Origin of the sequence: Sulfurihydrogenibium sp. YO3AOP1, from assembly GCF_000020325.1 — a bacterium.
In the GTDB taxonomy this organism is placed as follows: Bacteria; Aquificota; Aquificia; order Aquificales; family Hydrogenothermaceae; genus Sulfurihydrogenibium.
In genome coordinates this window covers 384365-408647 of record NC_010730.1, presented here as the reverse complement: position 1 = coordinate 408647, position 24283 = coordinate 384365, and the positions used below count along the sequence as shown (strand labels likewise).

Genomic DNA, 24283 nt, shown 5'->3' with positions numbered 1-24283 from the left:
TCAATTATCAAACAAAGAATGTAATAAACTTCTAACAAAAAAGGCTATATCTTCTTTTGATGTTCCAATGCCTATAACTTCCACAAATGCTTGGTAGAGAAATGGCAGCATAATTCCGATCAACGCAATTAACATAACTACCATACCGGCATGTAAATTTCTTTTTAGAATGCTTTCTGAAGGATTCAAAGGATTATAATAAACCACAACCTTTTTATCAATAAAATCGTTTATTATTTTCTCGGCAGTGTTGTAGTCAGATTCAAAAGGAGTTATAAATATCCTATTAGACATGTACTCTTTTCCATCTACTTGGTATTTATATTCTATAACCGGCTTATAAGTCTCATATTTGATTATCTCTTTAACTCTCTCAACTCTCTTATCTAAAATCTCCCCTTCTATCTTTCTCCAAAAGAAAAATCTAAAATATTTGTATATAACAAATACAGTCAAAGCAGATGCAAATAACACGTAAGCAACAAACACTTTGAGCATAGCCTAACCTTTAAATAACGAGATTTAAGCTATTATTATAAATCAAATCCAATCTATGTTAAAATTTTCTTAATGAAAATTTTAGTTTATCAAACAGCATTCTTAGGTGATTTGATTTTAACTACGCCATTATTAGAATCTATAAAAAACATCTATCCAAACTCACATCTTGCCATTATTACAAAATCTTTTGGGAAAGATGTCTTAAAAAACAATCCATTTGTTGATGAGCTTATAATCTTTGAAAAAAGCAAAGATTCTATGATAGATTTAATAAAAAAAATCAGGAAAAGGTTTGATATTGCAATCTCTCCCCATAGGTCTCATAGGGCATCTTATGTTTTATTTTTTGCATCTATCAAAAAAAGAATTGGATTTGACAAAGCAGGATTTTCTTTCTTATATACAGACTTAGTTCCACACAGATTTGACGGCACTCATGAGATAGATAGAAATCTAAAACTTCTTGAAAAGCTTCCGGATTTTGATGAAAAAAAGATGGTAAAAAATCCAAAACTATTTTTAGACGAGGCAGAAGATAAATATATTCAAAAGTATGATCTAACTTCTAAAAACTACATTGTGATTGCTCCCGGGTCTAAGTGGGCAACAAAAAGATGGACTGAAAAAGGCTTTGCAAGTGTAATTGATTATCTGATTAGTAAAAATGAAAATGTTGTCTTGATTGGTGGAAAGGAGGATGAAGAGTTTACAAATAGAATTTTAAACATTGCTAAACACACTCCTTTAAACTTGGTAGGAAAAAGTTCTTTAAGAGAAAGTTTTGCGATAATCAAGCATTCAAAATTATTGATATCTAACGATTCTGCACCTGTTCATATGGCAGTGGCTTTTAACGTTCCAATAATTGATATCTATGGTCCGACTGTTAAAGATTTTGGATTTTATCCTTATAAAAATGGAATTGTTGTAGAGATTGAAGGCTTAAAATGTAGACCTTGTGGACTTCATGGCCATGATAAATGTCCCATCGGAACACATGAATGTATGGAAAAAATAAATCCTGAGATGGTAATTGAAAATATTGATAAAATATTAAGTTAAAAAACCTTAAGTAGAGGTGAAATATGGAATTATCTCAGAGAATTCAAAAGATAAAACCTTCTCAAACGTTAGCAATAACTGCAAAGGCTAACGAGCTTAAAGCTAAAGGTGTTGATATAATAAGCTTTGGAGCAGGAGAGCCAGATTTTGATACACCGGACTTTGTAAAAGAAGCAGCAATAAAGGCATTAAAAGAAGGAAAAACAAAATACACAGCGGCAGCAGGAATTCCAGAGCTTAGAAAAGCAATTGCAGAGAAATTAAAAAACAGAAATAACATAGAATACACACCTTCAGAAGTTATAGTAGTTCCCGGTGCTAAAATGGGATTGTATGAGATCTTTGCAATTCTCTTAAATTCAGGAGATGAAGTGATAGTTCCAGCTCCTTATTGGGTTTCTTATACAGAGCAGATAGCTTTAAACGATGGAGAAAGTATTACACCGGAGCTATCAGAAGAAAACGGCTTTGTTTTAACAGCGGAAATAGTAGAAGCATCAATAACTCCAAAAACAAAGGCTTTAGTCTTAAACACACCATCAAACCCTACCGGTGCAGTAATACCAAAAAAAGAGCTTGAAAGAATAGCAGAAGTTTGCTTAAAACACAAAATAATGATAATTTCTGACGAGTGTTATGAAGAGTTTAGCTATGGAGAGCCACACGTTAGCATAGCTTCTTTGTCAAAAGAAGTTAGAGAGATAACATTTACAGTTGGAGCATTTTCTAAATCTTACTCTATGACAGGTTGGAGGCTTGGATGGGTTGCAGCCCCTGAAAAGTACATAAAAGCTATTACTAACATACAAAGTCAGACAATCTCAAACCCAACAACTTTTGCCCAGTATGGAGCTTTAGAAGCATTAAAAGATAACGGTCAATTTCCGGCGATGATGAGAAATGAGTTTATAAAAAGAAGAGATTATATAGTTGATGCTTTAAACAGCATTAAAGGCGTTAAGTGTGTAAAACCAGAAGGTGCATTTTATGCTTTTCCTAATGTTTCTTATTACATAAAGGGCAATATTAAAAACGATTTAGACCTAACAGAGTATTTACTTGAAAATGCAAGAGTTGCGGTAGTTCCCGGCTCAGCCTTTGGAAAAGAAGGTTACATAAGATTATCTTATGCAACATCTATGGATAATATTGTTGAAGGAGTAAGAAGAATTAAAGAAGCTTTAGAGAAGTTAGAAAGTTAGGAGTGAAAATAACCAAGAATTACAGTCGGAGATTGGAGGTATAAATTTTTAGGTTAGAAATGAAAGAAAGTAAAGGATTTAAAGAAACTGAGATTGGATTAATTCCAGAGGATTGGGAAGTTGCGAGGTTGGGGGAGGTTTTTGAAGTTAAACAAGGAAAACAGCTATCTGCAAAAGAAAATAGGGATGGTAAGGTCTTAAAACCATTTTTAAGAACATCAAATGTTTTATGGAACAAAATAGATTTATCAGAACTTAGTTATATGCCATTTTCAGAATCGGAATTTAAAAATTTAAAACTCAAGAAAGGTGATATACTTGTATGTGAAGGTGGAGATGTTGGCAGAACTGCGGTTTGGGACGGTCAAATAGATGAAATATCTTATCAAAACCATTTACACAGGTTAAGGTCAGTTAAAGATAATATAAACAATTACTTTTTTGCTTACTGGATGGAATACGCAATTACTATAAAAAACCTTTATCATCAAAACGCTAATAAAACAACTATTCCTAATCTTTCTTCTTCAAGACTTAAAGCTTTTCCTATCCCCCTACCACCACTTGAAGAGCAAAGAGCTATTGCTGATATTCTTTCTACTGTCCAAAATGCTATAGAAAAAACAGAAAAAGTTATAAATGCTACAAAACAGCTTAAAAAGTCTATGATGAAGCATCTTTTTACATATGGAGCTGTTGCAGTTGATGAGATTGATAGAATTAAATTAAAAGAGTCTGAAATCGGACTAATTCCAGAACATTGGGAAGTTGTGAGATTGGGAGAGGTTGTTGACCTTGATAGAGGAATTTCTTGGAGAAAGTTTGAAGAAGGTAGCAAAGATAATGGACATTTGATAATTTCCATTCCAAACATTAAAGATGGATATATTGACTTTAACTCAAAATATAATCATTATCTAATTAAGCATATTCCCAAGAATAAGCAAATTCAATTGAACGATATTCTTTTTGTTGGTTCAAGCGGAAGTATTGAGAATGTGGGCAGAAATGTTTTTATTGAAAATCTTTCTTTTGAAGGTATTGGGTTTGCTTCTTTCGTATTTAGAGCAAGAGTAAAAGTTAATACTGTCATCCCAAAATTTTTATATTTTATGGCAAATTCACATTGGTTTAATTATAAAGATTATGTTAGAAGGTCTTCCGATGGTAAGTATAATTTCCAGCTAACAGAATTCAAGACTATAAAAATCCCCCTTCCACCACTTGACGAACAGCAAAAAATAGCTAACATCCTAACAACCATAGACCAAAAAATTCAAGCAGAAGAAAAAAAGAAAGTAGCATTACGAAGCTTATTTAAAACACTACTACATCAACTTATGACAGGAAAAATTAGAGTTAGATAACAACTTTTATATACGTCGGGTGAGAAATTCAACAAAAACATGAGATTCTTCGCTTCGCTCAGAATGACAGTGTGGATTTTTATAAGCAGCCTCCATATAAGGTTGTCTTTTTCTCTAATGCTTATCAATCAACCTTTCTGTCATCCTGAGGCCGTAAGGCCGAAGGATCTCATTTTTAAATTCTATAAAAATTACTAATTTCTCATCCCAAGCTATATAAAATATTCTTATGCTATAATATAGCTATTATGAAAAACTTAATTTTTACATTTTTGCTTATAAAAACTTATAAAAATGGATAGTAGTAGGCAGCCGCTTTTAAAGGTTGAAAATCTTACTAAAAGATATCTTATAAAAAAAGGATTTTTCAGTAAAAATTATTTCACAGCTGTTAATAATGTATCCTTTGAGTTAAACACAGGTCAAGTTTTAGGGCTTGTTGGAGAATCCGGAAGCGGAAAATCTACAATCGGAAAGCTTATTCTAAACCTTATCAAGCCAAATGAAGGAAAGATTTTATATAAAGGCATAGATATTACAAACAATTTATCAAAAGCTTTAAGAAGAGAAATATCCATCATATTCCAAGACCCAAGAACATCCTTAAACCCAAGATTTAAAATCTACGACATTTTAGAAGAACCTTTAATAGTTCATAATATACCAAAAAATGAAAGAAAAGATATTGTAGTCAAAACTATAAAATCTGTTGAATTAGATGAAACATTTTTAGATAGATATCCACACGAGCTTTCTGGTGGTCAAAGGCAGAGAGTAGCCATTGCAAGGGCTATTATTCTTAATCCAAAGCTAATAATTGCAGATGAGCCAACATCCGCCCTTGATGTTACAGTTCAGCTACAGATTGTAAATCTTTTAGAAAAACTAAAAAACGAGAAAAATATAAGCTTTATTTTTATATCTCACGATTTAAACGTAGTTGGAAAGCTATCTGATTATATAGTTGTATTATACAAAGGTAAAATCATGGAGAAAGGAGTAAAAAACGATATTATAGAAAACCCATTGCATCCATACACAAAAATATTATTTGATAGTCTGCCACCACATCATCCAAAATATAGAAAGACAATAACAAACATTATAGAACAAGATGATGAAAGCTTTGATGGATGTGAGTTTTACAGTCGTTGCCCAATCAAAAAAGATGAATGTAAAACAAAGCCAAACTATAAAAATATAAATGGGAGAGAGGTATACTGCCATTTTGTCTGATCTAACCATGGAAGCTTTAATAATATTCTTGGTTATTTTAACAGCCGGGTTTTTTGCTGCTATAGAATCTTCGTTTTTTTCCTTAGATAGAATAAAAATAAAAAAATTAGCAAATACTGGCTCAAAATCTGCAAAGCTTGTAGAGTTTTTAAGAAACCATCCAAAGGAACTTGTAATTACATTTTTGATAGGTAATGAGCTTGCAAACATAACAGCAACATCTTTAATAGCATCATTCACCATAAACCATTTTGGAAAAGAGTATTTAGCAGTTGGAGCCTTAGTAAGTGCATTACTTTTACTTAGTCTTGGAGATATAACGCCAAAGCTTATCGGAACAAATTATCCAGAAAAGTATGCATTAATAACTGCAAGACCTTTCTATCTGTTTTACATTTTAATAACACCTTTTAGAATTGTTTTTTTAAAATTTACAACTTTCGTCTTAAACAAACTTGGATTAGAGCTTGCTACCCATGAACACAAAATAACAGAAGAAGATTTAAAATTCATCATCCATCAGTCAGCCGAACATAAGATTCTGTCAGAAGAAGAAACGGAGTTGATTTTTAATACTTTTGAACTATCAGAGATTTCGATAACCGAGATAATGGTTCCAAGAAGAGATATATTTGCAGTAGAAAAAGGAATTTCAGTAAAAGAGTTAGCAAAAATATTAGAGGGTAAAGATTATAGTAAAATTCCTGTTTATGAAGATAATCTTGATAATGTGGTTGGAGTTATTTATCTAAAAGATATTTTATTTTTAATCTATGAGGGCAAAGAAGAGAAGATAGATAGCTTTATAAAAGCAATCTTATTTTTGCCAGAATTTACAACCGTCTTAGATGCAATGAAAAAATTTAACGAATCAAAGCAGAATATAGCCATCGTAGTAGATGAGCATGGTACAACCGTTGGACTTATTACATACAAAGATTTGATTGAGACAATCGTAGGAGATATACCAGAGGAGTATGAACCGGAAGAAGCAACAATAAAACAAATTTCAGATAATGTATGGATTGTCTCCGGTAAGGAAGATGTTGCATTCTTAACAGATGAGCTTGGAATTGTATTGCCAGAAGACTATGACTATGACACCATAGCAGGCTTTATTCTTGACTATTTAAAAAGATTTCCGGAGGAAAATGAAGAGTTCATCGTTCAAGATTACAAATTTAAAGTTATTGAAATGAGTTCAAACAGAATAGAAAAGGTAATGATAGAGAGATTAGAAACTCCAAACTCTAACGGGGAAGAAAATGATTAGTTCTGTAATATTGATAATCTTATTTATATTTTTTGAGGCTCTTTTTTCCGGTTCAGAGATTGCGTTATTTTCAGTAAACAAAAGCAAATTAAAGTATCAAGCTTCAAAAGGTGATGAGAAAGCAGAAAAAATTTATCAGCTTTTGGCTAAACATTACAATGAATATATCTCTATTGGATTGATTGGCACGATTTTAAGCATAACTTTTGCAACATCTACATTTGTCGCATTACTTCATGATATTTCCTATTATACACCTATCATAAAAGGAAAAGAAGAAATCTTTGCAGAAGCTATAGTAATTTTGACTCTTCTGTTTGGTGAAGTTATTCCAAAGAGTATTTTTCAGCATTACGCAAATGACATTATTTATTATGTTGTTCATTTTTTAGAAGTTTTTAGAAAAATATTTAAGCCATTCTTAATGTTTGCAAATTTGATAAACAAAATTGTTTTCGTACTTTTTAAGCTAAAACCTGCATCAGAAAAACCTTTATCAAAGCAAGAAATTTTAGATTTACTGATTTCTGAAGTTAAAGAAATAGATGAATTAAAGAAAAAAATAATAGCTAATATCTTAATTTTTAGCGAAAGAAGAATATCGGAGATAGTAGTACCACTTTCAGATGTTATTGCAGTTTCTGATGATAAAAAGGTTATGGATATAGTCCCGATATTTAAAGAAACAGGTTATTCAAGAATTCCGATTTATAGAAAAAGAATAGACCAAATAATTGGATTTGTAAGGTCTTATGATTTAATTTTTGCAAAACCAAACGAGCCAATAACAAAGTACATGAAAGGTATTAGATACATTCCGGAGTTTGCAAATCTGCCAAATGTTTTAAAAGGTTTTAAAAACTACAAAGACCATATAGCTGTAGTCGTTGACGAAAGAGGAGCAACTATCGGAATAATCACTTTAAGAGATGTTTTAGAAGAAATAGTAGGAGAAATTAAAGATGAGTTTGTCAAAAAAGATAAAGTAAGACTAAAAAAACAATCTTTAACGGAGCTTATTGTAGATGGACTTATGGAAATTAGAGAGTTGAAAAATTATATAGATATCAATATTCCGGATGGACCATTTGAAACTATCAACGGCATGATTACTTACATTCTTGGAAGAATGCCAAAGAAAGATGAAGAGATAGTTATAGACCAATATGTTTTCAAAGTTTTGAAAATTGAAAAGAGAAGAGTTTTAGAAGTTTTAATCAAAAAGTTAGAAGAGCGAGAGACGGGACTCGAACCCGCGACCTACTCCTTGGCAAGGAGTCGCTCTACCAACTGAGCTACTCTCGCATAAAAGATACTAAATATTATATCACAATTTAATATTCTTTTCAAGTGCGAGTGGTGGGAGTTGAACCCACACGCCCTTTCGGGCACGGGATCCTAAGTCCCGCGCGTCTGCCAATTCCGCCACACTCGCAAAGTAAATATATATTATATCACAATTAAATTAATTCCAGAGCGTTTCAAAATTAATTGAATATTATAAAGAAAGCAGGAATTAGCTTTGAAATATAAGTAGAGTCAATTCATTAATTGCCCATGCAATAAATAAGTGAGAGGTGAAAGGATGCAGATTCTTCGCTTACGCTCAGAATGACACTGTAGAGGGACAAAGGCGAAGATTCTTCGCTGTAGCTTCAAAATGACACCATTCGGAAGCTCCTTGTCATCCTGAGGCTGTAAAGCCGAAGGATCTCTTTTTTTGATTTTTTTTTAAAAATAAAACAGGAGATTCTTCGCTCGGTTGCAGAATGACGACTAAAAGGTTATTTAATTTTTAGATCACTCTCAGCTCAAAATTCTCTCATTCGCAAACATTAAACCCTTATCACTTCCAACGTGTTACTTTCATCCGGGTTTTTCTCAGAAGGACCTTTGATTAATACAAAATAGCCATTTTTCAATAATGTTATATTTTTGATATACTCTTTCCAATTTTTTGGCATTTGTTCTTCGTATACTGGATAAACACCATATGAAAATTCTAAGCTTTTTTCTACATTTTTATTAAAACAAACAGCAATTATCCATACAGGAAGTTTGAACCTGCTCATTCTTCTAGCTGTGGCTCCACTTGATGTTGGAGTTATAACAAACTCAGGATTTAGGTTTTTTACTAAATTAAAGGCATTTAGTGTCATAGTATCTTGGAGTGAGTTTGACTTTGAAAGGTCTTTCAAAAGCACTTCATACATTGGACTTTCATATCTTTCTTTTTCTATGCATTTCGCAATATTTTTTAATGTTAAAACTGCTATATCTGGATATTTGCCAACAGCAGTTTCTGCCGATAGCATAAGACAGTCTGTTCCGTCTAATATTGCATTTGCTACATCCGTTGCCTCTGCTCGTGTTGGTCTAACGCTTTCAATCATAGACTCAAGCATTTGTGTTGCAGTAATCACCGGCTTTCCGGCTAAATTTGCTTTTTTAATGATTCTTTTTTGTGTAATTGCTATACACTCTATCGGCGTTTCTATGCCAAGGTCTCCTCTTGCAACCATTATCCCATCAGCTTCTTGTATAATCTCATCTATATTTTCTACTGCCTTTGGTCTTTCTATCTTTGCAATCAAAAAAGGATGGTAATCTATACTTTTTGCATACTCTCTTGCATCTACAATATCCTGCCTATCTCTAACAAAGGATACACATAAAGCGTCAATCTCAACTTCTTTTGAAAACTCAATGCATTTTTTCTCAAACTCTCCGATGGCTTTTAATGGTAAATCTACGTTTGGCAGGTTTATACCTTTACGAGAAGTAAGCTTCCCATTTGTTAAACTTACAACATAAACTTTATCATCTTTTATATCTTCAACCTTAAACTGTAAAAATCCATCGTTTATATAAATAACATCTCCAACTTTTAAGTACTTAGAAAAATCTTTTAAGTTAACAGAAATGACTCCTTCCTGTGGCTTATCTGAAAGGATTAACCTATCGCCAACTTTTATATCAAGAGGCTGCAAGTCTCCAATTCTGATTTTTGGTCCGGGCAAGTCTCCTAAGATAACTATTCTTTTATTTAAAGATTTTGCTGTTTGTCTAAGAAGATTTATAACTTTTTGATGAGATTCAAAAGAGCCGTGAGAAAAGTTAATTCTGGCAATGTTCATGCCATTTTGAATCAATTTTTTAATAGTCTCTTCATCAGAAGATGCCGGTCCAATGGTGCATACAATCTTTGTTTTGATTTCTGGCAGGTTTAGCATGGTTATTTACTCAAATAGTGCATCTACAAACTCTTTTGCGTCAAATGGCTGTAAATCGTCTATTCCTTCACCAACGCCGATAAATTTGATTGGTATTTTTAAATCCTTACAGATAGGAATGATTGCTCCGCCTTTTGATGTTCCGTCAAGCTTTGTGATAATAATACCGCTTACATCCGTTGCTTCTTTAAATGTTTTTGCTTGATTTATTGAGTTTTGACCTATCGTTCCATCCAAGACTAATAAGGTCTCTACCGGTTGATTTTCAGAAAATTTAGCAATCGTTTTTTTAATTTTTTGTAGTTCTTTCATCAGATGTTCTTTTGTATGAAGCCTTCCGGCTGTATCAACAATAACAATATCATCGCCTTTAGCTTTAGCACTGTTTATAGCATCAAAAACAACCGCTGATGGGTCTGCTCCTGGCTGATGTTTTACAATTCTAACTCCTACTCTGTTAGCCCATACTTCAAGCTGGTCTATTGCCGCAGCTCTAAACGTATCTGCCGCAGCAAGGACTACCGATTTGCCGTCTTGTTTTAGCATATAAGCTAACTTTCCAACGGTTGTAGTTTTTCCACTTCCGTTAATTCCAAGAAATAATAAAACATCCGGCTTTTCACCTAAAAATGTCAGCCTTCCTTCGCAATCTTTTAAAATATCGTATATTTTCTCTTTTAATAGCTCTTTTAACTGCTGGCCTTCGGTGATTTTTCTTTTTTTGCTCTCTTCTCTTAAAAATTGTATTATCTCCTGAGTAGCTTTTACTCCAACGTCTGCTTTAAGTAAAACAGCTTCTATATCTTCAAACAATGACTCATCTATCTTTCTTCCAAAGGAAATTTTACTAAAGCCTTCAGCTAATTGTTTTTTTGTTTTTTCAAGACCTTTTTTGACTTTTTCAAAGAAAGATTTAAACAACGCCTGCACCTCTTAAAGTTAGTTTAATTAATATTTTATCATTGTAAAGAGACTTTTTGTGTCAACGTATAAGTTAAAAAGCATGGAAAAATGTATAATAGATTTCAAAAAAGAATTATTAAGATTTGTACCTTGGGTGAGAAATTAGTGGTTTTTATAAAATTTAAAAAGAGATCCTTCGGACTAAAGTCCTCAGGATGACAAGAAAAGGTTGAATGATAAGCATTAAATAAAGGATAACCTTATATGTCATCGTATATTAAATATACCAAAAATTTTTTAAACTATAAGAGAATAAGATTTTATAATAATTATAGACATGAGAGAAAAAAGAAGGACAGATCAAGTGACTGTCATTGGTCTTTTAAGACCGCTCAGGATGTTTTAGACTGTCCTTCCTCTACTTCCTACAACCTGAATTAGAACATTAGGCTTTTAAGCCTGTATTTAACTACGATGATAGGTTATCAGGAAGTTTCTTTCATGTCAAGTATTTTATGAAAGGAGGTACTATTATGAACAGCTACAAAATAGTCATAGGAATTGATGTATCTAAAAACTCATTCACTGCTACAGTTTTGTATGATAACAAGAAAGAAAATTTTGAAGTTAAATCTGACCCAGTTGAGTTTGAAATGAAAGTAAAGCCTTACCTTAAGAAGTTTAAAAAGTCAGATATGCTTATCATAATGGAGCATACAGGAGTTTACCATTTAAAGCTTGCTAATTATCTGTATGAAAATGACTATAATGTAGCAGTAATAAATCCATTTTCAATAAAGAAATTTATGGAAGCTAAAATGACAAGAGTCAAAACAGATAAAGCTGATTCATTCTTTATTGCAGAATATGGAAGAACGTTTTTCGATGGAGAGCTTTATAAACCAAAATCAGATGTAGAAAAAGAAATTGAAGTAAAACTAAAGATATTAGAAGACCTACAACAGCAGCTTACAATGCTAAGAAACAAAAGAGAATCATTAACCTATGTGGAGACTTATCAATAATTTTGTGTCTGGATTGAAAACTTTTTATTAAACAATTGTAAAATTTCATAAGAAGCTCCTTTAAAAGCAGGTATAGGTTTTTTCCATTTTCCATTCTTTAAATTATCTCTCTGTATAAGCAGATTTATCTCAAGAATGTCTACAGATTGAAAATATCCGCCTAAATTTATTCTTACTTTCTCTATCATGCTATTAACACTTTCAACTGGATTTGTTGTGTATATGTGCTTTCTTAGATTTTCTGGATATTTTAAAAAACATAAGTATCTCTCTTTGTTAGATTGAATATGTTTTATAAAGCTTGGATATTTAGATTTAAATCTACTACATAAATCATCTAATTTTTCTAATCCATCTTCATAATCTAAGCTGTTTTCTTTTATGTTTTTTAATTCTTTGTTAAATACTTGTGAATCTTCTTTATCCATCTGATTTCTAACGTTTCTTTGTAAATGGACTAAACATAGCTGATGGTCTGTATAAGGAAATAGTGTTTCTATGGCTTTTGTTATCCCAGGAAAATCATCACTTACTATAAGCATTACCCTTTTTAGTCCTCTATCTATTAAATCATTGAATACTTTTATCCAGTCTGCTTTGTTTTCACTACTGAAAAATGTGTAAAATCCAAATATATCTTTATTTCCTTGTAAATCTATTCCAAGAACTACATAGACAGAAGCCTTTCTGATTTTGTTTTTCTCTTTTATATCACAGTGATATGCGTCTATATACAGTACAAATGCATCCGATGGAAGCTCTCTTGTTTTAAAATCATTAAGTCTTTCTATAAGCTCTTTTTTGATTTTATCCATATGTTGTTTTGAATAGTTTAAGCCTAAGCTTTTTAATGTAGAATCTATCTTGCTTTCTGAGTATCCATTGGATACCAAACTCATAAGAAGGTCTATATAATCTTCATCAACTCTTTTGTAAGGGTCAGGTAATATTTGTGGTCTAAATTTACCCTTTCTATCTCTTGGGACATTTATGTTAAGCTTGAAAGAACCAGTATTTAGGTTTCTTTCGTAGTATCCATTTGCTTTGTTATCTTCATCATTTTCAAGGAAGAAATTTCTTTCCTGATTCATGACCAGTTCTACAACAGATTCTAAAAGCTTTCTTATACCTATCTTTTCTTTGGTTGTTATACCGTTTGGGAAAAATTCTTTTACTAATTCCTCTGTGGATCTGTTTAATACTTTTTCAAAGTATTCTTTTTTATCCATTATCATTCCTCCTTATAAATTTAATTTAGACACAACATTATTTTAACTCCCATACCCGGTATAAGTGATAGGACTATAGGAATGATAATATCAGTATATGGAAATTTTGAAAGATTTAAGAGTGTAAAAGATGCATCAAGTTTTATAGGAATCAGTCCGGGTATACATGAAAGTGGAACGAGTGTAAAGAAAAGTGGTTCAATAAAAAAGATGGGAAATCCATATGCAAGGAAAATATTATACATGGCAGCATTATCAGCAATAAGGTTTAACAAATACTGCAGAGAATTATACGAAAGATTAGTAAGTAAAGGTAAGGCTAAAAAGTTAGCATTAGTGGCTGTAGCACATAAGTTATTAAGGCAGGCATATGGTGTATTAAAAAGCAGAAGACCATTTGATGAAAATTTTTGTACTTGACATTTAACATAGAACATTCTGAGCGAAGCGAAGAATCTCCTATTTTTATTGAATTTCTCATTCGACGTATTTCACAATTTTTATTTTTCAATTTTCCTAAACTGATATGACTTTATGCACTTTCTCACTTTATTTAAAAAGATGTTATAATTTTTATGAGGTTTAGGATGGATACGAAAATAAAGGTTGAAAATCTTACAAAAAAGTTTGGAAATAGAGAAGTTTTAAAGAATATATCATTTGATGTTAAAAAGTCTGAAGTCTTTGTTATTATGGGTGGTAGTGGAAGCGGTAAAAGTACCGTTATCAAACACATCATCGGACTTTTAAAACCCACATCAGGAAAAATCTATATCGATAACGTTGATATCACATCTTTAAAGGATACCGAATTAATAGAATTTAGAAAGAAAATAGGCTATCTATTTCAAGAAGGAGCATTATTTGATAGTCTAAAAGTTTGGGAAAATGTAGGTTTTTACTACTTAGAAAATACAAAAATGCCGGAAAGAGATATATATAACCTTGCAAAAGAAAAGCTTGCGTTGGTTGGTTTAAAAGATGTGGAAAATTTATATCCTTCTCAGCTATCAGGTGGTATGAGAAAAAGAGTTGCCCTTGCACGGGCAATTTCTTATAATCCAGAAATCATACTTTATGATGAGCCATCTTCCGGACTTGACCCTGTAACTGCTGCAATGATTGATAAATTAATCTTAAAACTTAGAGATGAGCTTGGAGTTACTTCTATCGTAGTTACCCATGACCTTGAAAGTGCTTTTAGCATTGCAGATAGAATAGCTATGATTCATAAAGGTGTTATTTACGCTATCGGGACGCCTGAGGAGATTAAAAACCATCCAGACCCAGTAGTTCAGCAATTTATCAGAAGAAGCCCAGAAGGTCCAATAACGGAAGAGTTGATGAAAGAGCTTAATAACAATCTTAAAAAATAATAAAGGAGGCATTTTTTCTTGGGTTGTAAATGGAAAGGAATCATAGAAGCATACAGACAGTATCTACCAGTTAATGAAAATACTCCAATCATAACGCTTCATGAAGGAAACACACCACTTATAAAAGCTGATAATTTATCAAAAGAAATAGCGCCAAACTTAAATTTACAGATTTATTTAAAATATGAAGGACTTAATCCAACCGGTTCTTTTAAAGACCGTGGAATGACTATGGCAATTTCAAAAGCGAAAGAAAATGGAAAAGAAGCTGTAATCTGTGCATCTACCGGAAACACTTCTGCATCTGCGGCAGCCTATGCAGCAAAAGCCGGAATGAGAGCATACGTTTTACTTCCAAAAGGAGCTGTTGCCATAGGAAAATTATCCCAAGCAATGGTATACGGAGCAAAAATAATAGCGGTTATGGGAAATTTTGACGATGCCTTAGAAATTGTTAGAGAAATAGGAGAAAAATATCCTGTTGAAGTTGTAAACTCTGTAAATCCTTACAGAATAGAAGGACAAAAAACAGCAGCATTTGAGATTTGCGATTACCTTGAAGAAGCACCAGACTTTCATTTTATACCCGTTGGTAATGCAGGAAACATTACAGCATACTGGAAAGGATATAAAGAATACCATCAACTTGGAAAGGTTAAAAAACTTCCAAGAATGATAGGATGGCAAGCAGAAGGAGCAGCACCAATTGTAAAAGGATTTCCTATAAAAAATCCACAAACAATAGCAACAGCAATTAAGATAGGCAATCCTTACAGCTGGCAGCCAGCACTACAAGCAGCAAGAGAAAGTAATGGTTTTATAGACGCAGTCTCTGATGATGAAATTTTATATGCTTACAAACTTGTAGCATCAACGGAAGGTGTATTTTGCGAGCCGGCATCTGCTGCATCAGTGGCAGGAGTGATAAAATCTGTTAAAAAAGGTTTATTTAAAGGTGGAGAAGTTATCACTTGCACACTTACAGGAAATGGACTTAAAGACCCGGACACAGTAATAAAAGCAAGTGAAAAACCGGTAGAACTCCCACCAAACTTAGAAGAAATAGCAAGATTTTTAGAACTAATATGAAAAATATCCTTGTCGTAGGACTTGGAGCTGTTGGAACAGTATTTGCAACGTTTTTAAAAGAATCTAAGCATAATGTTTATGGCTTAGTAAAAGACCATCATTTAGAGTTTGCAAAAGACAATACTCTAAACGTTGAAGGAATTTGGGGCAATCATAAAGCAAAGCTTGATTTAATAACAACTAACATAGAAAATTTAAAAGATATAGATTTTGATTTAATCATAGTTGCCGTTAAGTCTTTTGATACAAAAGAAACTATAAAAAAGATACTTCCACTTATAAAACCAAAAACCAAAATACTATTAACCCAAAACGGCTATGGAAACTATGAAACAGCATCAAAATATATAAACAAATCAAAAATTTTACTTGGCAGAGTGATTTTTGGCTCAAAATTAATTGAACCTTTTCATGCTTACATAACCGTAAACGCAGATGATGTAAGAATAGGACAGCCGGAGAATCTATTAGAAGACAAAGAAGTTTTAGATGTAGTTTGCACAATAAAACATGCCGGCATTCCTGCTTCTTTTTCTAAGGATGTGTATAAAGTTTTATGGGATAAGATACTTTATAACTGTGCGTTAAATCCTCTTGGTGCGTTGCTTGAGTGTAGTTATGGAACGCTAAAAGAAAATAAAGAAACAAAAGAGATAATGGATTTAATCATAGATGAAATCTTTCAAGTGGCAAAGTTAAACAACATACAACTAAACTTTGACAACCCAGAAGATTATAAAAAATTGTTTTATGAAAAATTAATCCCACCGACAAAGGACCATTTCCCATCTATGTATTATGATTTGAAATCCGGTAAAAGGACAGAGATAGACGCTTTAAATGGTGCTATTGTAAAACTTGGTGAAAATGTAGGCTATCTGCCAAAGGTTAATTTTACGATTACAAATTTGATTAGATTTAGAGAAAAGAAATTAATAAACAGTTAAAAAGTAAGTAGAGGCGTTTCGCGAATCGTCCACAACTTCACTCATTATTTGCTGCTTGAGGCTGCTTATAAAAATCCACATCGTCATTCTGCAGCCGGCGAAGAATCACCTGTTATTGTTTCCTTCCTTTTAAAACACATTAAAACATTAGATCCTTTACTTCGTTGCTGGATGACAAGGAAAATAAAAATCCGTCTTCTGAAGCCGGCGGAGAATCTCGTAATTTTATTGAACTTTTCACTCGACGTATTTATAAAAATTACTAACCAACCGATTAACTTAAAAAAGAAAAAATCAAACAGTATTTGATTTTTATAAAAAATATGTTTAAATATATGAATGTAAATTTTTACAGAGGTGGCAGCTATGGAGTTTTTTTATCTTAAAGTGTTTAGATACGACCCAACAAAAGACGCAGAACCATATTACAAAACTTACAAACTCCCGGTAGAAAAAGGAATGACGCTACTGGCAGCACTCTTCAAAGCTAAAGAAGAACAAGACCCGTCAATCTCTTTCAGATATAACTGTAGGGCTGCAATCTGTGGTTCTTGTGCAGTAAAAATAAACGGACATGCGAACTTAGCCTGCAAAGTCCAAATTACGCATCTATTAGAAAAATATAATACAGATACTATAATCGTAGAACCGGCAGGAAATATTAGAGTATTAAAAGACCTTGTCTATGATATGGACTGGGTAGTTGATAAATTAAAAAGAATTAAGCCTTGGTTTATACCAAAAGAGCCTCCACCTGCAGATGGTAAAGAATACAGACAAGACCCATTTGACCATCAGAAAATAGATTATGCTTCTGATTGTATTTTATGTAATTCTTGTATGTCAGATTGTAATGCTCTTAAAGTTAATAAAGATTTCTTAGGACCAATGGTAATATCAAAAGCATACAGATTTATTGCAGATTCAAGAGATGGGGCAAAGAAAGAAAGACTTGAAGAAGTATTAAAAGAGTTCAATCTTGAATGGTGTGTTAGATGTATGGAGTGTACAACAAGATGTCCTAAGGAAGTTCAGCCGTATGAAAACATCATAAGAACAAGAATCATTGCAGCAGAAGAGGGCTTTAAATCACCGGGAGAAATCCACGCTGAGATTTTTGAAAATGATATATACAACAGGGGTCTTTTAAACGAAATGCTTCTTCCAATGAGACAAGAAGGATTGCTTGGTGCTGCAAAAAGAGCTCCATTTGGTCTTAGAATGTTCTTTAAAGGTAAAGTTAACATTGCAGACTTCTTTGGTGGTCATAAAGTAAAAAGACATGAAGAAGTTCAAAAGATCATGGATAAAGCAAGAGAAATGAAAGATAAAGTTAAGATAAAAATTATTCCGGACGTACATACTGTTTATGAAGACAAGAGAAAAAGCAAGAAGAAGGAGGTTCAATCATGAAATATGCATTTTATACAGGATGTTCAGCTAAGGGTGTAGCTCCTGAGCTTTATGATTCAACAAAGCTTGTTGCAGAAAAGCTTGGAATGGAATTAATAGAGCTTGAAGCTGCTACTTGCTGTGGAGCAGGTGCCGTTCAAGAAAAAGATGAATTTTTATCTCTTGTTATAAATGCAAGAAACTTAGCATTGGCAGAAGAGCTTGGGCTTGATATGTTAACAATCTGTAATACTTGTACATTAATGCTTAGAGAAGCAAAATTCAAATTAGACCATGACCCAGAAGTTAGAGCTGCAGTTAATGAAGTTTTAAAAGAATCCGGATTAGAATATAAAGGAACGATAGAAGTTACTCACTTTTTATGGGAAGTAATAGATGCGGTTGGTCTTGATAAAATTAAAGAAATGGTGGTAAGACCATTAAAAGAGTTTAAAATAGCTCCTTTCTATGGTTGTCACATCATAAGACCACCTTACTTAACAGGATACGAAGACCCAGACAACCCAACTTCTATAGAGAGATTGATAGAAGCTCTTGGCGGAACACCGGTAGACCATGATGCAAGGCTTGCTTGCTGTGGATTCCATTCTTTCTGGTCTGCAGAAGACAAAGTTACATTAAGATTAACAGCAATGGATACACAAGCAGCAAAAAAAGAAAAAGCCGACTTTATGGTAACACCTTGTCCATTATGCCATACGCAACTTGATGCTATGCAGCCGGAAGCAGAAGAAAAAATCGGAGTAAATATTGGAATGCCGGTTTTACACTTACCACAGCTTATAGGTTTAGCAATAGGTTTAAAACCAAAAGAGCTTGGATTACACAAGCATGTAATTTCAACAAAAGCAATCATTGAAAAAGTAGCATAGTAAATAGGTAAGAAAAGAGAAGGTCTTAAAATTTTAGTAAATTGTAGAGTGTAAATACAACTTTATCTTCAACCATCATCCTGAGGACTTTAGTCCGAAGGATCTCTTCTTTTAAGAAAATGAATAAGTGAGAGGTAAAAAAGGAGATTCTTCGCTAACGCTCAGAATGACATTTTCACTTTCCTTGTCATCCTGAATGAAGTGAAGGATCTCTTTTTTTAAAAAGCAAGAAAGTAGAGGTAATTCATTAATTGTCTATACAATAAATAAATGAAAGGTAAAAGGATTAAGATTCTTCGCATGGCTTCATAATGATGATGTTGATTTTTGCAAGTAGTCTCTAAATTTCTATTGCATATATAAAAAAATATATTTATAATATATTCTAATATTCTAAATCGCAGGTGATTTTTATGGAATTGAAGGAAGGAACAAAAGAGCTTGAAAAATGGCAAGATGAACAATTTTTAGAAGATACAGCTGAACTTCTTAAAGCTTTAGCTCATCCGGCGAGACTTAAAATTATCGGGTTTCTTGCAAGCGGAAAAAAATGCGTTAAACATATATGGGAAGCTTTAGATTTGCCACAACCAAACGTATCTCAACATCTATCAGTATTGAGAAACAGAGGAATACTTGGATACAAGCGAGAAGGCTCAATTGTATGTTATTATATTAAGGATAAAAGAGTATTAGATTTATACAAAAATTTAACACAGGAGGATTAAAAGTATGGCTGGCAAAGTTATATCCGTGAACGAATCCAATTTTGAACAAGAAGTATTAAACTCAGATGTGCCTGTATTAGTAGACTTTTGGGCTCCATGGTGTGGTCCATGTAGATTAATAGCTCCGATCGTAGAAGAGCTTGCAGTAGAATTAGAGGGAAAAGCAAAGGTTGTAAAAGTAAATACAGATGAAAATCCTAATCTTGCAATGAAATATGGCATAAGAGCTATTCCAACAATCATGGTATTCAAAAACGGAAGAGTAGTTGATACAAAAGTTGGCGTACAATCTAAGGAAGTTTTAAAAGCATTACTTACATAAAGGAATTTAATGGTAGAAATACATCCAACAGCAATTGTTAGTAATAAAGCAAAGCTTGGGACCAACGTTAAGGTTGGTCCTTTTTCTATTATTGAGGATGAAGTAGAAATTGGCGATAACACAGTCATTCATTCATCTGTCAAAATTAGAAATTATACAAAAATAGGTTCAAACTGCGAAATCTTTGAAGGCTGTGTTATTGGAAACATTCCGCAGCATCTTGGCTTTAAAGGTGAAATTTCTTACGTAGAAATCGGCAATAATACAGTTTTAAGAGAATACTGTACAGTACACAGAGGAACATCTTTTGATGATGGAATTACAAGAATCGGAAATAATACTTACTTGATGGCATACGTTCATATTGCTCATGATTGCAAAGTAGGAGACAATACAATCTTAGCTAACTGTGTCACATTAGCAGGACACGTAAAAATAGGAAACTATGTATTTGTAGGCGGACTAACACCGATACATCAATTTTGCAGAATTGGTGATTATGCTATGGTAGGCGGTGCATCTGCCGTAGATAAAGATATACCACCTTTTACAAGGGCGTCAAAAAATCATGTTTTATTGTATGGTTTAAATTTAGTTGGTTTAAAAAGAAGAGGATTTAGCTCAGAAACTATAAAACTTTTAAAAGAAGCATACAGAATATTATTTAGAACATCTCCAACTTTGGCAGAGGGTATAAAAGAAGTAGAAGAAAAACTTCCTAAGACTAAAGAAATTCAAATGCTTTTAGACTTTGTCAAAACAACAAAAAGAGGAATAGCCCCAGAAGCTTCAAAAAGGAAACTGCTTATATCTGACGAAGAATGAAAATCGGACTTATCGCAGGTAGTGGAGAACTTCCAAAAGCCTTTGCAAAATCAGCCTATCAAAACAACGAAGACCTAACAATCATAGCCATAAAATCCTCAGCAGATAAAGAGTTAGAACGCTATGGAAAAACTCACTGGTTTTCATTCACAGAAGCTCAAAAAATAATAGATTTTCTCAAAAAAGAAAACATTCAAAACCTTGTTATGCTTGGGAAAATAGAGCATAGCTCTATACTTTTTCATTTTCATAAATTAGACCATAGAGCAAAAACATTTTTAAGTAAATTGAAAGACAAAAGGGCAAAATCTATACTCCATTCAATCATTCAGGAGCTTGAGTCAGAAGGATTTAAATTTATAGACCCAACACCTTATTTAAAAGAGTTGCTAATCCCGGAAGGTTTTTTGATAAATCCGGTTGATGATACAGAAGTTTTAAACGATGTAGAATTTGGGATAAAGATAGCAAAAGAGATTGCAGACCTTGATATTGGTCAAACTGTGGTTGTAAAAGATGGTGTTGTGATAGCTGTGGAAGGCGTGGAAGGAACTGATAAGTGTATTTTAAGAGGTGGGGAGCTTGGAGGAGAGAATACAGTAGTCTGTAAAACTGCACGTAGTAATCAAGATATGAGATACGACGTTCCAGTTATTGGCTTAAAAACTCTTGAAAGTATGAAGAAAGCAAAAGCCAAAGTTTTGGCAGTCGAGGCAAATAAAACATTTTTGTTAGAAAGAGAGAAGTTTATAAATAGAGTAAAGGAATATGGCATTACTGTAATGTCTGTTAAGGTTTAATAAAAATGTTTTAAAATTTTTGTAAGTTTACATTTCATCATATCGTTCTAAGGACTTTAGGCAGAAGAATTTTCTGTTTTAAGGAAAGCAAGTAGAGGCAATTCATGAATTGCCCGTACAATGAATAAGTGAGAAGTAAAACAGGAGATTCTTCGCTTCGCTCAAAATGACGAATAAGATTATCCTTTTTCTAGTGCTTACCATTAAACCTTCCTCTGTCATCCTGAGGCCGTAAATCCGAAGGATCTCCTTTTTTAAGAAAGTGAAAGAGTGAAAAGAGGAGATTCTTCGCTTCACTCAGAATGACAGATTTAGACACACAAAGGCAGAGATTCTTCGCCGGCTGCAGAATGACGGTGTGAATTTTTGGAACAGTTCCCCCCCAAGATATTTATCTAAAATTTTAAAGCACTTTCATAACACCATAAAAACCTAATCTAAAAAATATCTTATGCTTGCAATTCCATAAACGCCTGTATCAAGCACAGATTGAACATTGTACTTATTTATACCACCAAGAGCATAAACAGGCAAAGGTAATTTATTTACTATCTCTCTTAACTTTTCTACCCCGATCGGTGGTGCTTTGCCTTCTACCTGAAAAATTGGAGAAATAAAAACATAATCTACCCCATCTTGATAAGCCTGTAATCCACATTCCAAAGAATGACAAGACTTGCCAACTATCAAATTAGGAAATTTTTTCTTTATTGGCTCTATTGGAAGACCATTTTCTGGAAGATGCACGCCATCAAGATTTAAAAGTAAAGCAACATCAAGCCTGCTATTGATGATTATCTTTACATCGTAACCTTCGGCAATCTTTAAAACATCTTCCGTAAGCTTAAAAAGTTCATTATCTGGAAGGTCTTTTTCTCTGATTTGAAATAATCTAATGCCTTTATCTAAAACTTCTTTTATAGTATCAAGAAAAGGTTTTTTAAACTTTTTTCTGTCAGTAATAAAATAAAATCTATGGAGCATTAGTCCCTATCTAAGTATACAAAAATTCCAAATAGTACAAAAGTAAAAATCACCATTCCAAGAATTACTATTGGAAACCAAGTTCCAACATCCATAGTATTAACCTCCAAGGCAGATTAATACTATTTTAACATATCAACCGCCAATGCTCGTCATAACTCTTACACAGTCTGAAAAAGCATAATTTGATTTTTGAATGTTTAGATTTGAAATTTCCTTAGCTATTAAAACTTTTCTTAAAAATTCATCTAAATCTTCATCAGTTCCATATCTTAATACTTCTTTAACTGATAGTTCTTCATCCGTTCTCAAGCAAAGTTTTATTTTTCCTTCTGCTGTAAGTCTTAATTTAGAGCATCCATCACAGAAAGGATTTGAGATAGGAGTAATAAAGCCAACCTTCACACCTAATTTTGGTATTTCATAAACCCTTGCTGCACCACTACCTATAGACGTTGAAGGGATTAATCTTCCATACTTTTCTTCAATCTTTTCTCTCACTTGGTCTAATGGTTTAACCATCTCTTCATTCCATTTTATATAACCATGACCAATTGGCATCATCTCAATGAATCTTACTTCAACACCATAATCTATTGCAAATTTTACAAAATCTAAAGCTTCATCTTCGTTTAAACCTTTTATTATTACTGCATTGACTTTGATTGGGTCAAATCCAAGTTTTTTGCTCATCCTTATTCCTTCCAAAACATCTTCCAATCTACCTTTTGTTATCTGATGAAATAATTCTGGCTTTAGGCTATCTATGCTTATATTCAATCTATCTAAGCCTGCTTCTTTAAGCTTTTCTGCATGGTGTTTTAGTGTTATAGCGTTTGTTGTCATTCCTATATCTTCTATTTCAGGGATTTCTCTAATTAGCTTAACTAAGTTTTCTATCTGTGGTCTTACCAACGGCTCTCCGCCTGTAATTCTGACTTTTTTTAATCCGTATTTTGTCATTGCTTTTACAAGTCTTACTATCTCTTCATATCTCAATATTTCTTCATGTGGAATGAATTCCTGATTATCAGGTCTGCAGTAGAAACATTTAAGATTACATTTATCTGTAACTGATATTCTAAGATATGAAATTTCCATCTTCATCACCTCAAATATTATTCATTTTAATGATATAACAAATTTGTCATTTTGACAATATTGTAAGTTCGGTAATATGCACAAAAAAGGTGCATCTATTACTTGACTTTACTTAAAAAATGGGTCATACTATAAGAACAAAATAATAGAAGACGTTTAAAGAAGTACTGTTAAATCAGGGGAAGGAAGTAACACATCAAAAAATCTCTTCAGGTCCCAAAAAATCCAAAGTGTTTCTTTAAACCTCTTCTGTTAGAGGTAAATTTATTATTTTTTTGGAGGTATTATAGTCGTGCGTATCACAGGTACAGTTAAGTGGTTCAACTCAAAGAAAGGATTTGGCTTCATCACAAGAGATGATGGTCAAGGGGACGTTTTTGTTCATTTTTCAGCGATTCAGTCAAGAGGATTCAAAACTCTTGAAGAAGGTCAAAAAGTAGAGTTTGAAATTGCTCAGGACGAAAAAGGTCCAAAAGCAGCAAACGTAGTAAGAGTTTAAGGAAAAAGGAGGTAATTAGAAATGGCAGTAACAGGGACAGTAAAATGGTTTGATTCAAAAAAAGGTTTTGGTTTCATTACAAGAGATGACAATGGACAAGACATATTTGTACACTTCTCAGCTATCCAAGGTTCTGGATTTAAGAACTTAGAAGAAGGTCAAAAAGTTAGATTTGAAATCGTTCAAGACGAAAAAGGTCCAAGAGCTGATAAAGTAGAAAAACTTTAATCAAATACACCCGGGTCTATCCCGGGTTTTCTATATTTCCAATCAATCTTTTAAATTAAAATGGTGTT

General features: G+C 32.8%; 22 protein-coding genes, 2 tRNA genes and 3 pseudogenes. 19 read left to right on the top strand and 8 right to left on the bottom strand.

Annotation, left to right across the window (positions count from 1 at the left end; translation table 11 throughout):
- The gene (locus SYO3AOP1_RS02055; protein ID WP_012459115.1) at window positions 1-498 is read right to left on the bottom strand and encodes a DUF3592 domain-containing protein; all 498 of its coding nucleotides are present in this window, start codon (window positions 496-498) and stop codon (window positions 1-3) included.
- A 72-nt stretch (window positions 499-570) separates the two neighbouring features.
- Between SYO3AOP1_RS02055 and waaF the strand changes: the two genes are divergently transcribed.
- The 6 genes and pseudogenes from waaF to SYO3AOP1_RS09200 all read left to right on the top strand — a co-directional run.
- On the top strand, window positions 571-1563 hold the full coding sequence (waaF, locus tag SYO3AOP1_RS02050; protein ID WP_012459114.1) for a lipopolysaccharide heptosyltransferase II: 993 nt from the start codon (window positions 571-573) through the stop codon (window positions 1561-1563).
- A gap of 23 nt (window positions 1564-1586) precedes the next feature.
- Window positions 1587-2765, top strand: a complete 1179-nt coding sequence (locus SYO3AOP1_RS02045) for a pyridoxal phosphate-dependent aminotransferase (RefSeq protein WP_012459113.1) — start codon at window positions 1587-1589, stop codon at window positions 2763-2765.
- A 59-nt stretch (window positions 2766-2824) separates the two neighbouring features.
- On the top strand, window positions 2825-4132 hold the full coding sequence (locus tag SYO3AOP1_RS02040; protein WP_012459112.1) for a restriction endonuclease subunit S: 1308 nt from the start codon (window positions 2825-2827) through the stop codon (window positions 4130-4132).
- A gap of 294 nt (window positions 4133-4426) precedes the next feature.
- The gene (locus tag SYO3AOP1_RS02035) at window positions 4427-5368 is read left to right on the top strand and encodes an ABC transporter ATP-binding protein (RefSeq protein WP_012459111.1); all 942 of its coding nucleotides are present in this window, start codon (window positions 4427-4429) and stop codon (window positions 5366-5368) included.
- On the top strand, window positions 5337-6641 hold the full coding sequence (locus tag SYO3AOP1_RS02030) for a hemolysin family protein (protein ID WP_012459110.1): 1305 nt from the start codon (window positions 5337-5339) through the stop codon (window positions 6639-6641). Before SYO3AOP1_RS02035 ends, SYO3AOP1_RS02030 begins: the two co-directional genes overlap by 32 nt.
- Window positions 6634-7857 (top strand): annotated as a pseudogene (locus SYO3AOP1_RS09200) (hemolysin family protein); the annotation flags it as partial. The gene SYO3AOP1_RS02030 and the pseudogene SYO3AOP1_RS09200, both read left to right, overlap by 8 nt.
- Before the next feature lie 16 nt (window positions 7858-7873).
- On the opposite strand, the gene SYO3AOP1_RS02025 reads toward SYO3AOP1_RS09200, so the two are convergent.
- The 4 genes from SYO3AOP1_RS02025 to ftsY all read right to left on the bottom strand — a co-directional run bounded on the left by SYO3AOP1_RS02025 (window position 7874) and on the right by ftsY (window position 10795).
- Window positions 7874-7946, bottom strand: a tRNA-Gly gene (locus SYO3AOP1_RS02025).
- A 46-nt stretch (window positions 7947-7992) separates the two neighbouring features.
- Window positions 7993-8076 (bottom strand) — tRNA-Leu (locus SYO3AOP1_RS02020).
- 400 nt (window positions 8077-8476) lie between these two features.
- Window positions 8477-9874: a pyruvate kinase gene (pyk, locus tag SYO3AOP1_RS02015; RefSeq protein WP_012459108.1), complete on the bottom strand. Its 1398-nt coding sequence runs from the start codon at window positions 9872-9874 to the stop codon at window positions 8477-8479.
- A 6-nt stretch (window positions 9875-9880) separates the two neighbouring features.
- Window positions 9881-10795, bottom strand: coding sequence for a signal recognition particle-docking protein FtsY (ftsY, locus tag SYO3AOP1_RS02010; RefSeq protein ID WP_012459107.1), 915 nt, complete (start codon window positions 10793-10795; stop codon window positions 9881-9883).
- A 515-nt stretch (window positions 10796-11310) separates the two neighbouring features.
- On the opposite strand from ftsY, the pseudogene SYO3AOP1_RS02005 reads away from it, so the two are divergent.
- Window positions 11311-11787 (top strand): annotated as a pseudogene (locus SYO3AOP1_RS02005) (transposase); the annotation flags it as partial.
- An 8-nt stretch (window positions 11788-11795) separates the two neighbouring features.
- Here the strand turns inward: SYO3AOP1_RS02005 and SYO3AOP1_RS02000 are convergent.
- Entirely contained in the window at window positions 11796-13031 is a 1236-nt protein-coding gene (locus SYO3AOP1_RS02000; protein WP_012459106.1) for an IS256 family transposase, read from the bottom strand.
- 39 nt (window positions 13032-13070) lie between these two features.
- Here SYO3AOP1_RS02000 and SYO3AOP1_RS01995 point away from each other — a divergent pair.
- The 10 genes and pseudogenes from SYO3AOP1_RS01995 to lpxI form a co-directional block, all read left to right on the top strand.
- Window positions 13071-13451, top strand: a pseudogene (locus tag SYO3AOP1_RS01995) (IS110 family transposase); the annotation flags it as partial.
- A 167-nt stretch (window positions 13452-13618) separates the two neighbouring features.
- On the top strand, window positions 13619-14407 hold the full coding sequence (locus SYO3AOP1_RS01990; RefSeq protein ID WP_012459105.1) for an ABC transporter ATP-binding protein: 789 nt from the start codon (window positions 13619-13621) through the stop codon (window positions 14405-14407).
- Between the two features lie 18 nt (window positions 14408-14425).
- On the top strand, window positions 14426-15496 hold the full coding sequence (gene thrC, locus SYO3AOP1_RS01985; protein ID WP_012459104.1) for a threonine synthase: 1071 nt from the start codon (window positions 14426-14428) through the stop codon (window positions 15494-15496).
- Window positions 15493-16443 (top strand): 2-dehydropantoate 2-reductase, encoded by a 951-nt coding sequence (locus tag SYO3AOP1_RS01980; RefSeq protein WP_012459103.1) that lies wholly within the window; start codon window positions 15493-15495, stop codon window positions 16441-16443. The genes thrC and SYO3AOP1_RS01980 overlap by 4 nt, the downstream gene beginning before the upstream one ends.
- A gap of 366 nt (window positions 16444-16809) precedes the next feature.
- Window positions 16810-17856, top strand: coding sequence for a succinate dehydrogenase/fumarate reductase iron-sulfur subunit (locus SYO3AOP1_RS01970; protein ID WP_012459102.1), 1047 nt, complete (start codon window positions 16810-16812; stop codon window positions 17854-17856).
- Window positions 17853-18728: a CoB--CoM heterodisulfide reductase iron-sulfur subunit B family protein gene (locus SYO3AOP1_RS01965; protein ID WP_007545651.1), complete on the top strand. Its 876-nt coding sequence runs from the start codon at window positions 17853-17855 to the stop codon at window positions 18726-18728. The genes SYO3AOP1_RS01970 and SYO3AOP1_RS01965 overlap by 4 nt, the downstream gene beginning before the upstream one ends.
- Before the next feature lie 413 nt (window positions 18729-19141).
- A complete protein-coding gene (locus SYO3AOP1_RS01960; RefSeq protein ID WP_007545650.1) occupies window positions 19142-19456 on the top strand; it encodes a metalloregulator ArsR/SmtB family transcription factor in 315 nt (104 codons plus the stop codon).
- Window positions 19457-19460: 4 nt separating this feature from the next.
- Window positions 19461-19778 (top strand): thioredoxin, encoded by a 318-nt coding sequence (gene trxA, locus SYO3AOP1_RS01955; protein WP_012459101.1) that lies wholly within the window; start codon window positions 19461-19463, stop codon window positions 19776-19778.
- 9 nt (window positions 19779-19787) lie between these two features.
- Window positions 19788-20603 carry an acyl-ACP--UDP-N-acetylglucosamine O-acyltransferase gene (gene lpxA, locus SYO3AOP1_RS01950; RefSeq protein WP_012459100.1) on the top strand — a complete coding sequence of 272 codons (816 nt, stop codon included), beginning with the start codon at window positions 19788-19790 and terminating at the stop codon, window positions 20601-20603.
- Window positions 20600-21403, top strand: a complete 804-nt coding sequence (gene lpxI, locus SYO3AOP1_RS01945; RefSeq protein WP_012459099.1) for a UDP-2,3-diacylglucosamine diphosphatase LpxI — start codon at window positions 20600-20602, stop codon at window positions 21401-21403. Before lpxA ends, lpxI begins: the two co-directional genes overlap by 4 nt.
- Before the next feature lie 432 nt (window positions 21404-21835).
- On the opposite strand, the gene SYO3AOP1_RS01940 is transcribed toward lpxI, so the two are convergent.
- Both SYO3AOP1_RS01940 and moaA read right to left on the bottom strand, forming a co-directional pair.
- On the bottom strand, window positions 21836-22387 hold the full coding sequence (locus SYO3AOP1_RS01940; RefSeq protein WP_012459098.1) for a thiamine phosphate synthase: 552 nt from the start codon (window positions 22385-22387) through the stop codon (window positions 21836-21838).
- A gap of 135 nt (window positions 22388-22522) precedes the next feature.
- Window positions 22523-23488, bottom strand: coding sequence for a GTP 3',8-cyclase MoaA (gene moaA, locus SYO3AOP1_RS01935; protein ID WP_012459097.1), 966 nt, complete (start codon window positions 23486-23488; stop codon window positions 22523-22525).
- Window positions 23489-23780: 292 nt separating this feature from the next.
- Between moaA and SYO3AOP1_RS01930 the strand changes: the two genes are divergently transcribed.
- Window positions 23781-23987, top strand: a complete 207-nt coding sequence (locus tag SYO3AOP1_RS01930; protein ID WP_012459096.1) for a cold shock domain-containing protein — start codon at window positions 23781-23783, stop codon at window positions 23985-23987.
- Between the two features lie 21 nt (window positions 23988-24008).
- The gene (locus SYO3AOP1_RS01925; RefSeq protein ID WP_012459095.1) at window positions 24009-24215 is read left to right on the top strand and encodes a cold-shock protein; all 207 of its coding nucleotides are present in this window, start codon (window positions 24009-24011) and stop codon (window positions 24213-24215) included.
- Window positions 24216-24283: the final 68 nt, after the last annotated feature.

Bases quoted from the DNA above. Each gene is read 5' to 3' on its own strand.
- SYO3AOP1_RS02040 (WP_012459112.1), top strand. From the start codon at position 2,825: ATGAAAGAAAGTAAAGGATTTAAAGAAACTGAGATTGGATTAATTCCA.
- SYO3AOP1_RS01940 (WP_012459098.1), bottom strand. From the start codon at position 22,387: ATGCTCCATAGATTTTATTTTATTACTGACAGAAAAAAGTTTAAAAAA.
- lpxA (WP_012459100.1), top strand. From the start codon at position 19,788: ATGGTAGAAATACATCCAACAGCAATTGTTAGTAATAAAGCAAAGCTT.
- SYO3AOP1_RS01970 (WP_012459102.1), top strand. From the start codon at position 16,810: ATGGAGTTTTTTTATCTTAAAGTGTTTAGATACGACCCAACAAAAGAC.
- pyk (WP_012459108.1), bottom strand. From the start codon at position 9,874: ATGCTAAACCTGCCAGAAATCAAAACAAAGATTGTATGCACCATTGGA.
- SYO3AOP1_RS01925 (WP_012459095.1), top strand. From the start codon at position 24,009: ATGGCAGTAACAGGGACAGTAAAATGGTTTGATTCAAAAAAAGGTTTT.
- lpxI (WP_012459099.1), top strand. From the start codon at position 20,600: ATGAAAATCGGACTTATCGCAGGTAGTGGAGAACTTCCAAAAGCCTTT.
- SYO3AOP1_RS02035 (WP_012459111.1), top strand. From the start codon at position 4,427: ATGGATAGTAGTAGGCAGCCGCTTTTAAAGGTTGAAAATCTTACTAAA.
- SYO3AOP1_RS01965 (WP_007545651.1), top strand. From the start codon at position 17,853: ATGAAATATGCATTTTATACAGGATGTTCAGCTAAGGGTGTAGCTCCT.
- SYO3AOP1_RS01990 (WP_012459105.1), top strand. From the start codon at position 13,619: ATGGATACGAAAATAAAGGTTGAAAATCTTACAAAAAAGTTTGGAAAT.
- SYO3AOP1_RS01980 (WP_012459103.1), top strand. From the start codon at position 15,493: ATGAAAAATATCCTTGTCGTAGGACTTGGAGCTGTTGGAACAGTATTT.
- SYO3AOP1_RS02055 (WP_012459115.1), bottom strand. From the start codon at position 498: ATGCTCAAAGTGTTTGTTGCTTACGTGTTATTTGCATCTGCTTTGACT.
- SYO3AOP1_RS02000 (WP_012459106.1), bottom strand. From the start codon at position 13,031: ATGGATAAAAAAGAATACTTTGAAAAAGTATTAAACAGATCCACAGAG.
- moaA (WP_012459097.1), bottom strand. From the start codon at position 23,488: ATGGAAATTTCATATCTTAGAATATCAGTTACAGATAAATGTAATCTT.
- SYO3AOP1_RS01960 (WP_007545650.1), top strand. From the start codon at position 19,142: ATGGAATTGAAGGAAGGAACAAAAGAGCTTGAAAAATGGCAAGATGAA.
- trxA (WP_012459101.1), top strand. From the start codon at position 19,461: ATGGCTGGCAAAGTTATATCCGTGAACGAATCCAATTTTGAACAAGAA.
- SYO3AOP1_RS02030 (WP_012459110.1), top strand. From the start codon at position 5,337: ATGGGAGAGAGGTATACTGCCATTTTGTCTGATCTAACCATGGAAGCT.
- waaF (WP_012459114.1), top strand. From the start codon at position 571: ATGAAAATTTTAGTTTATCAAACAGCATTCTTAGGTGATTTGATTTTA.
- SYO3AOP1_RS02045 (WP_012459113.1), top strand. From the start codon at position 1,587: ATGGAATTATCTCAGAGAATTCAAAAGATAAAACCTTCTCAAACGTTA.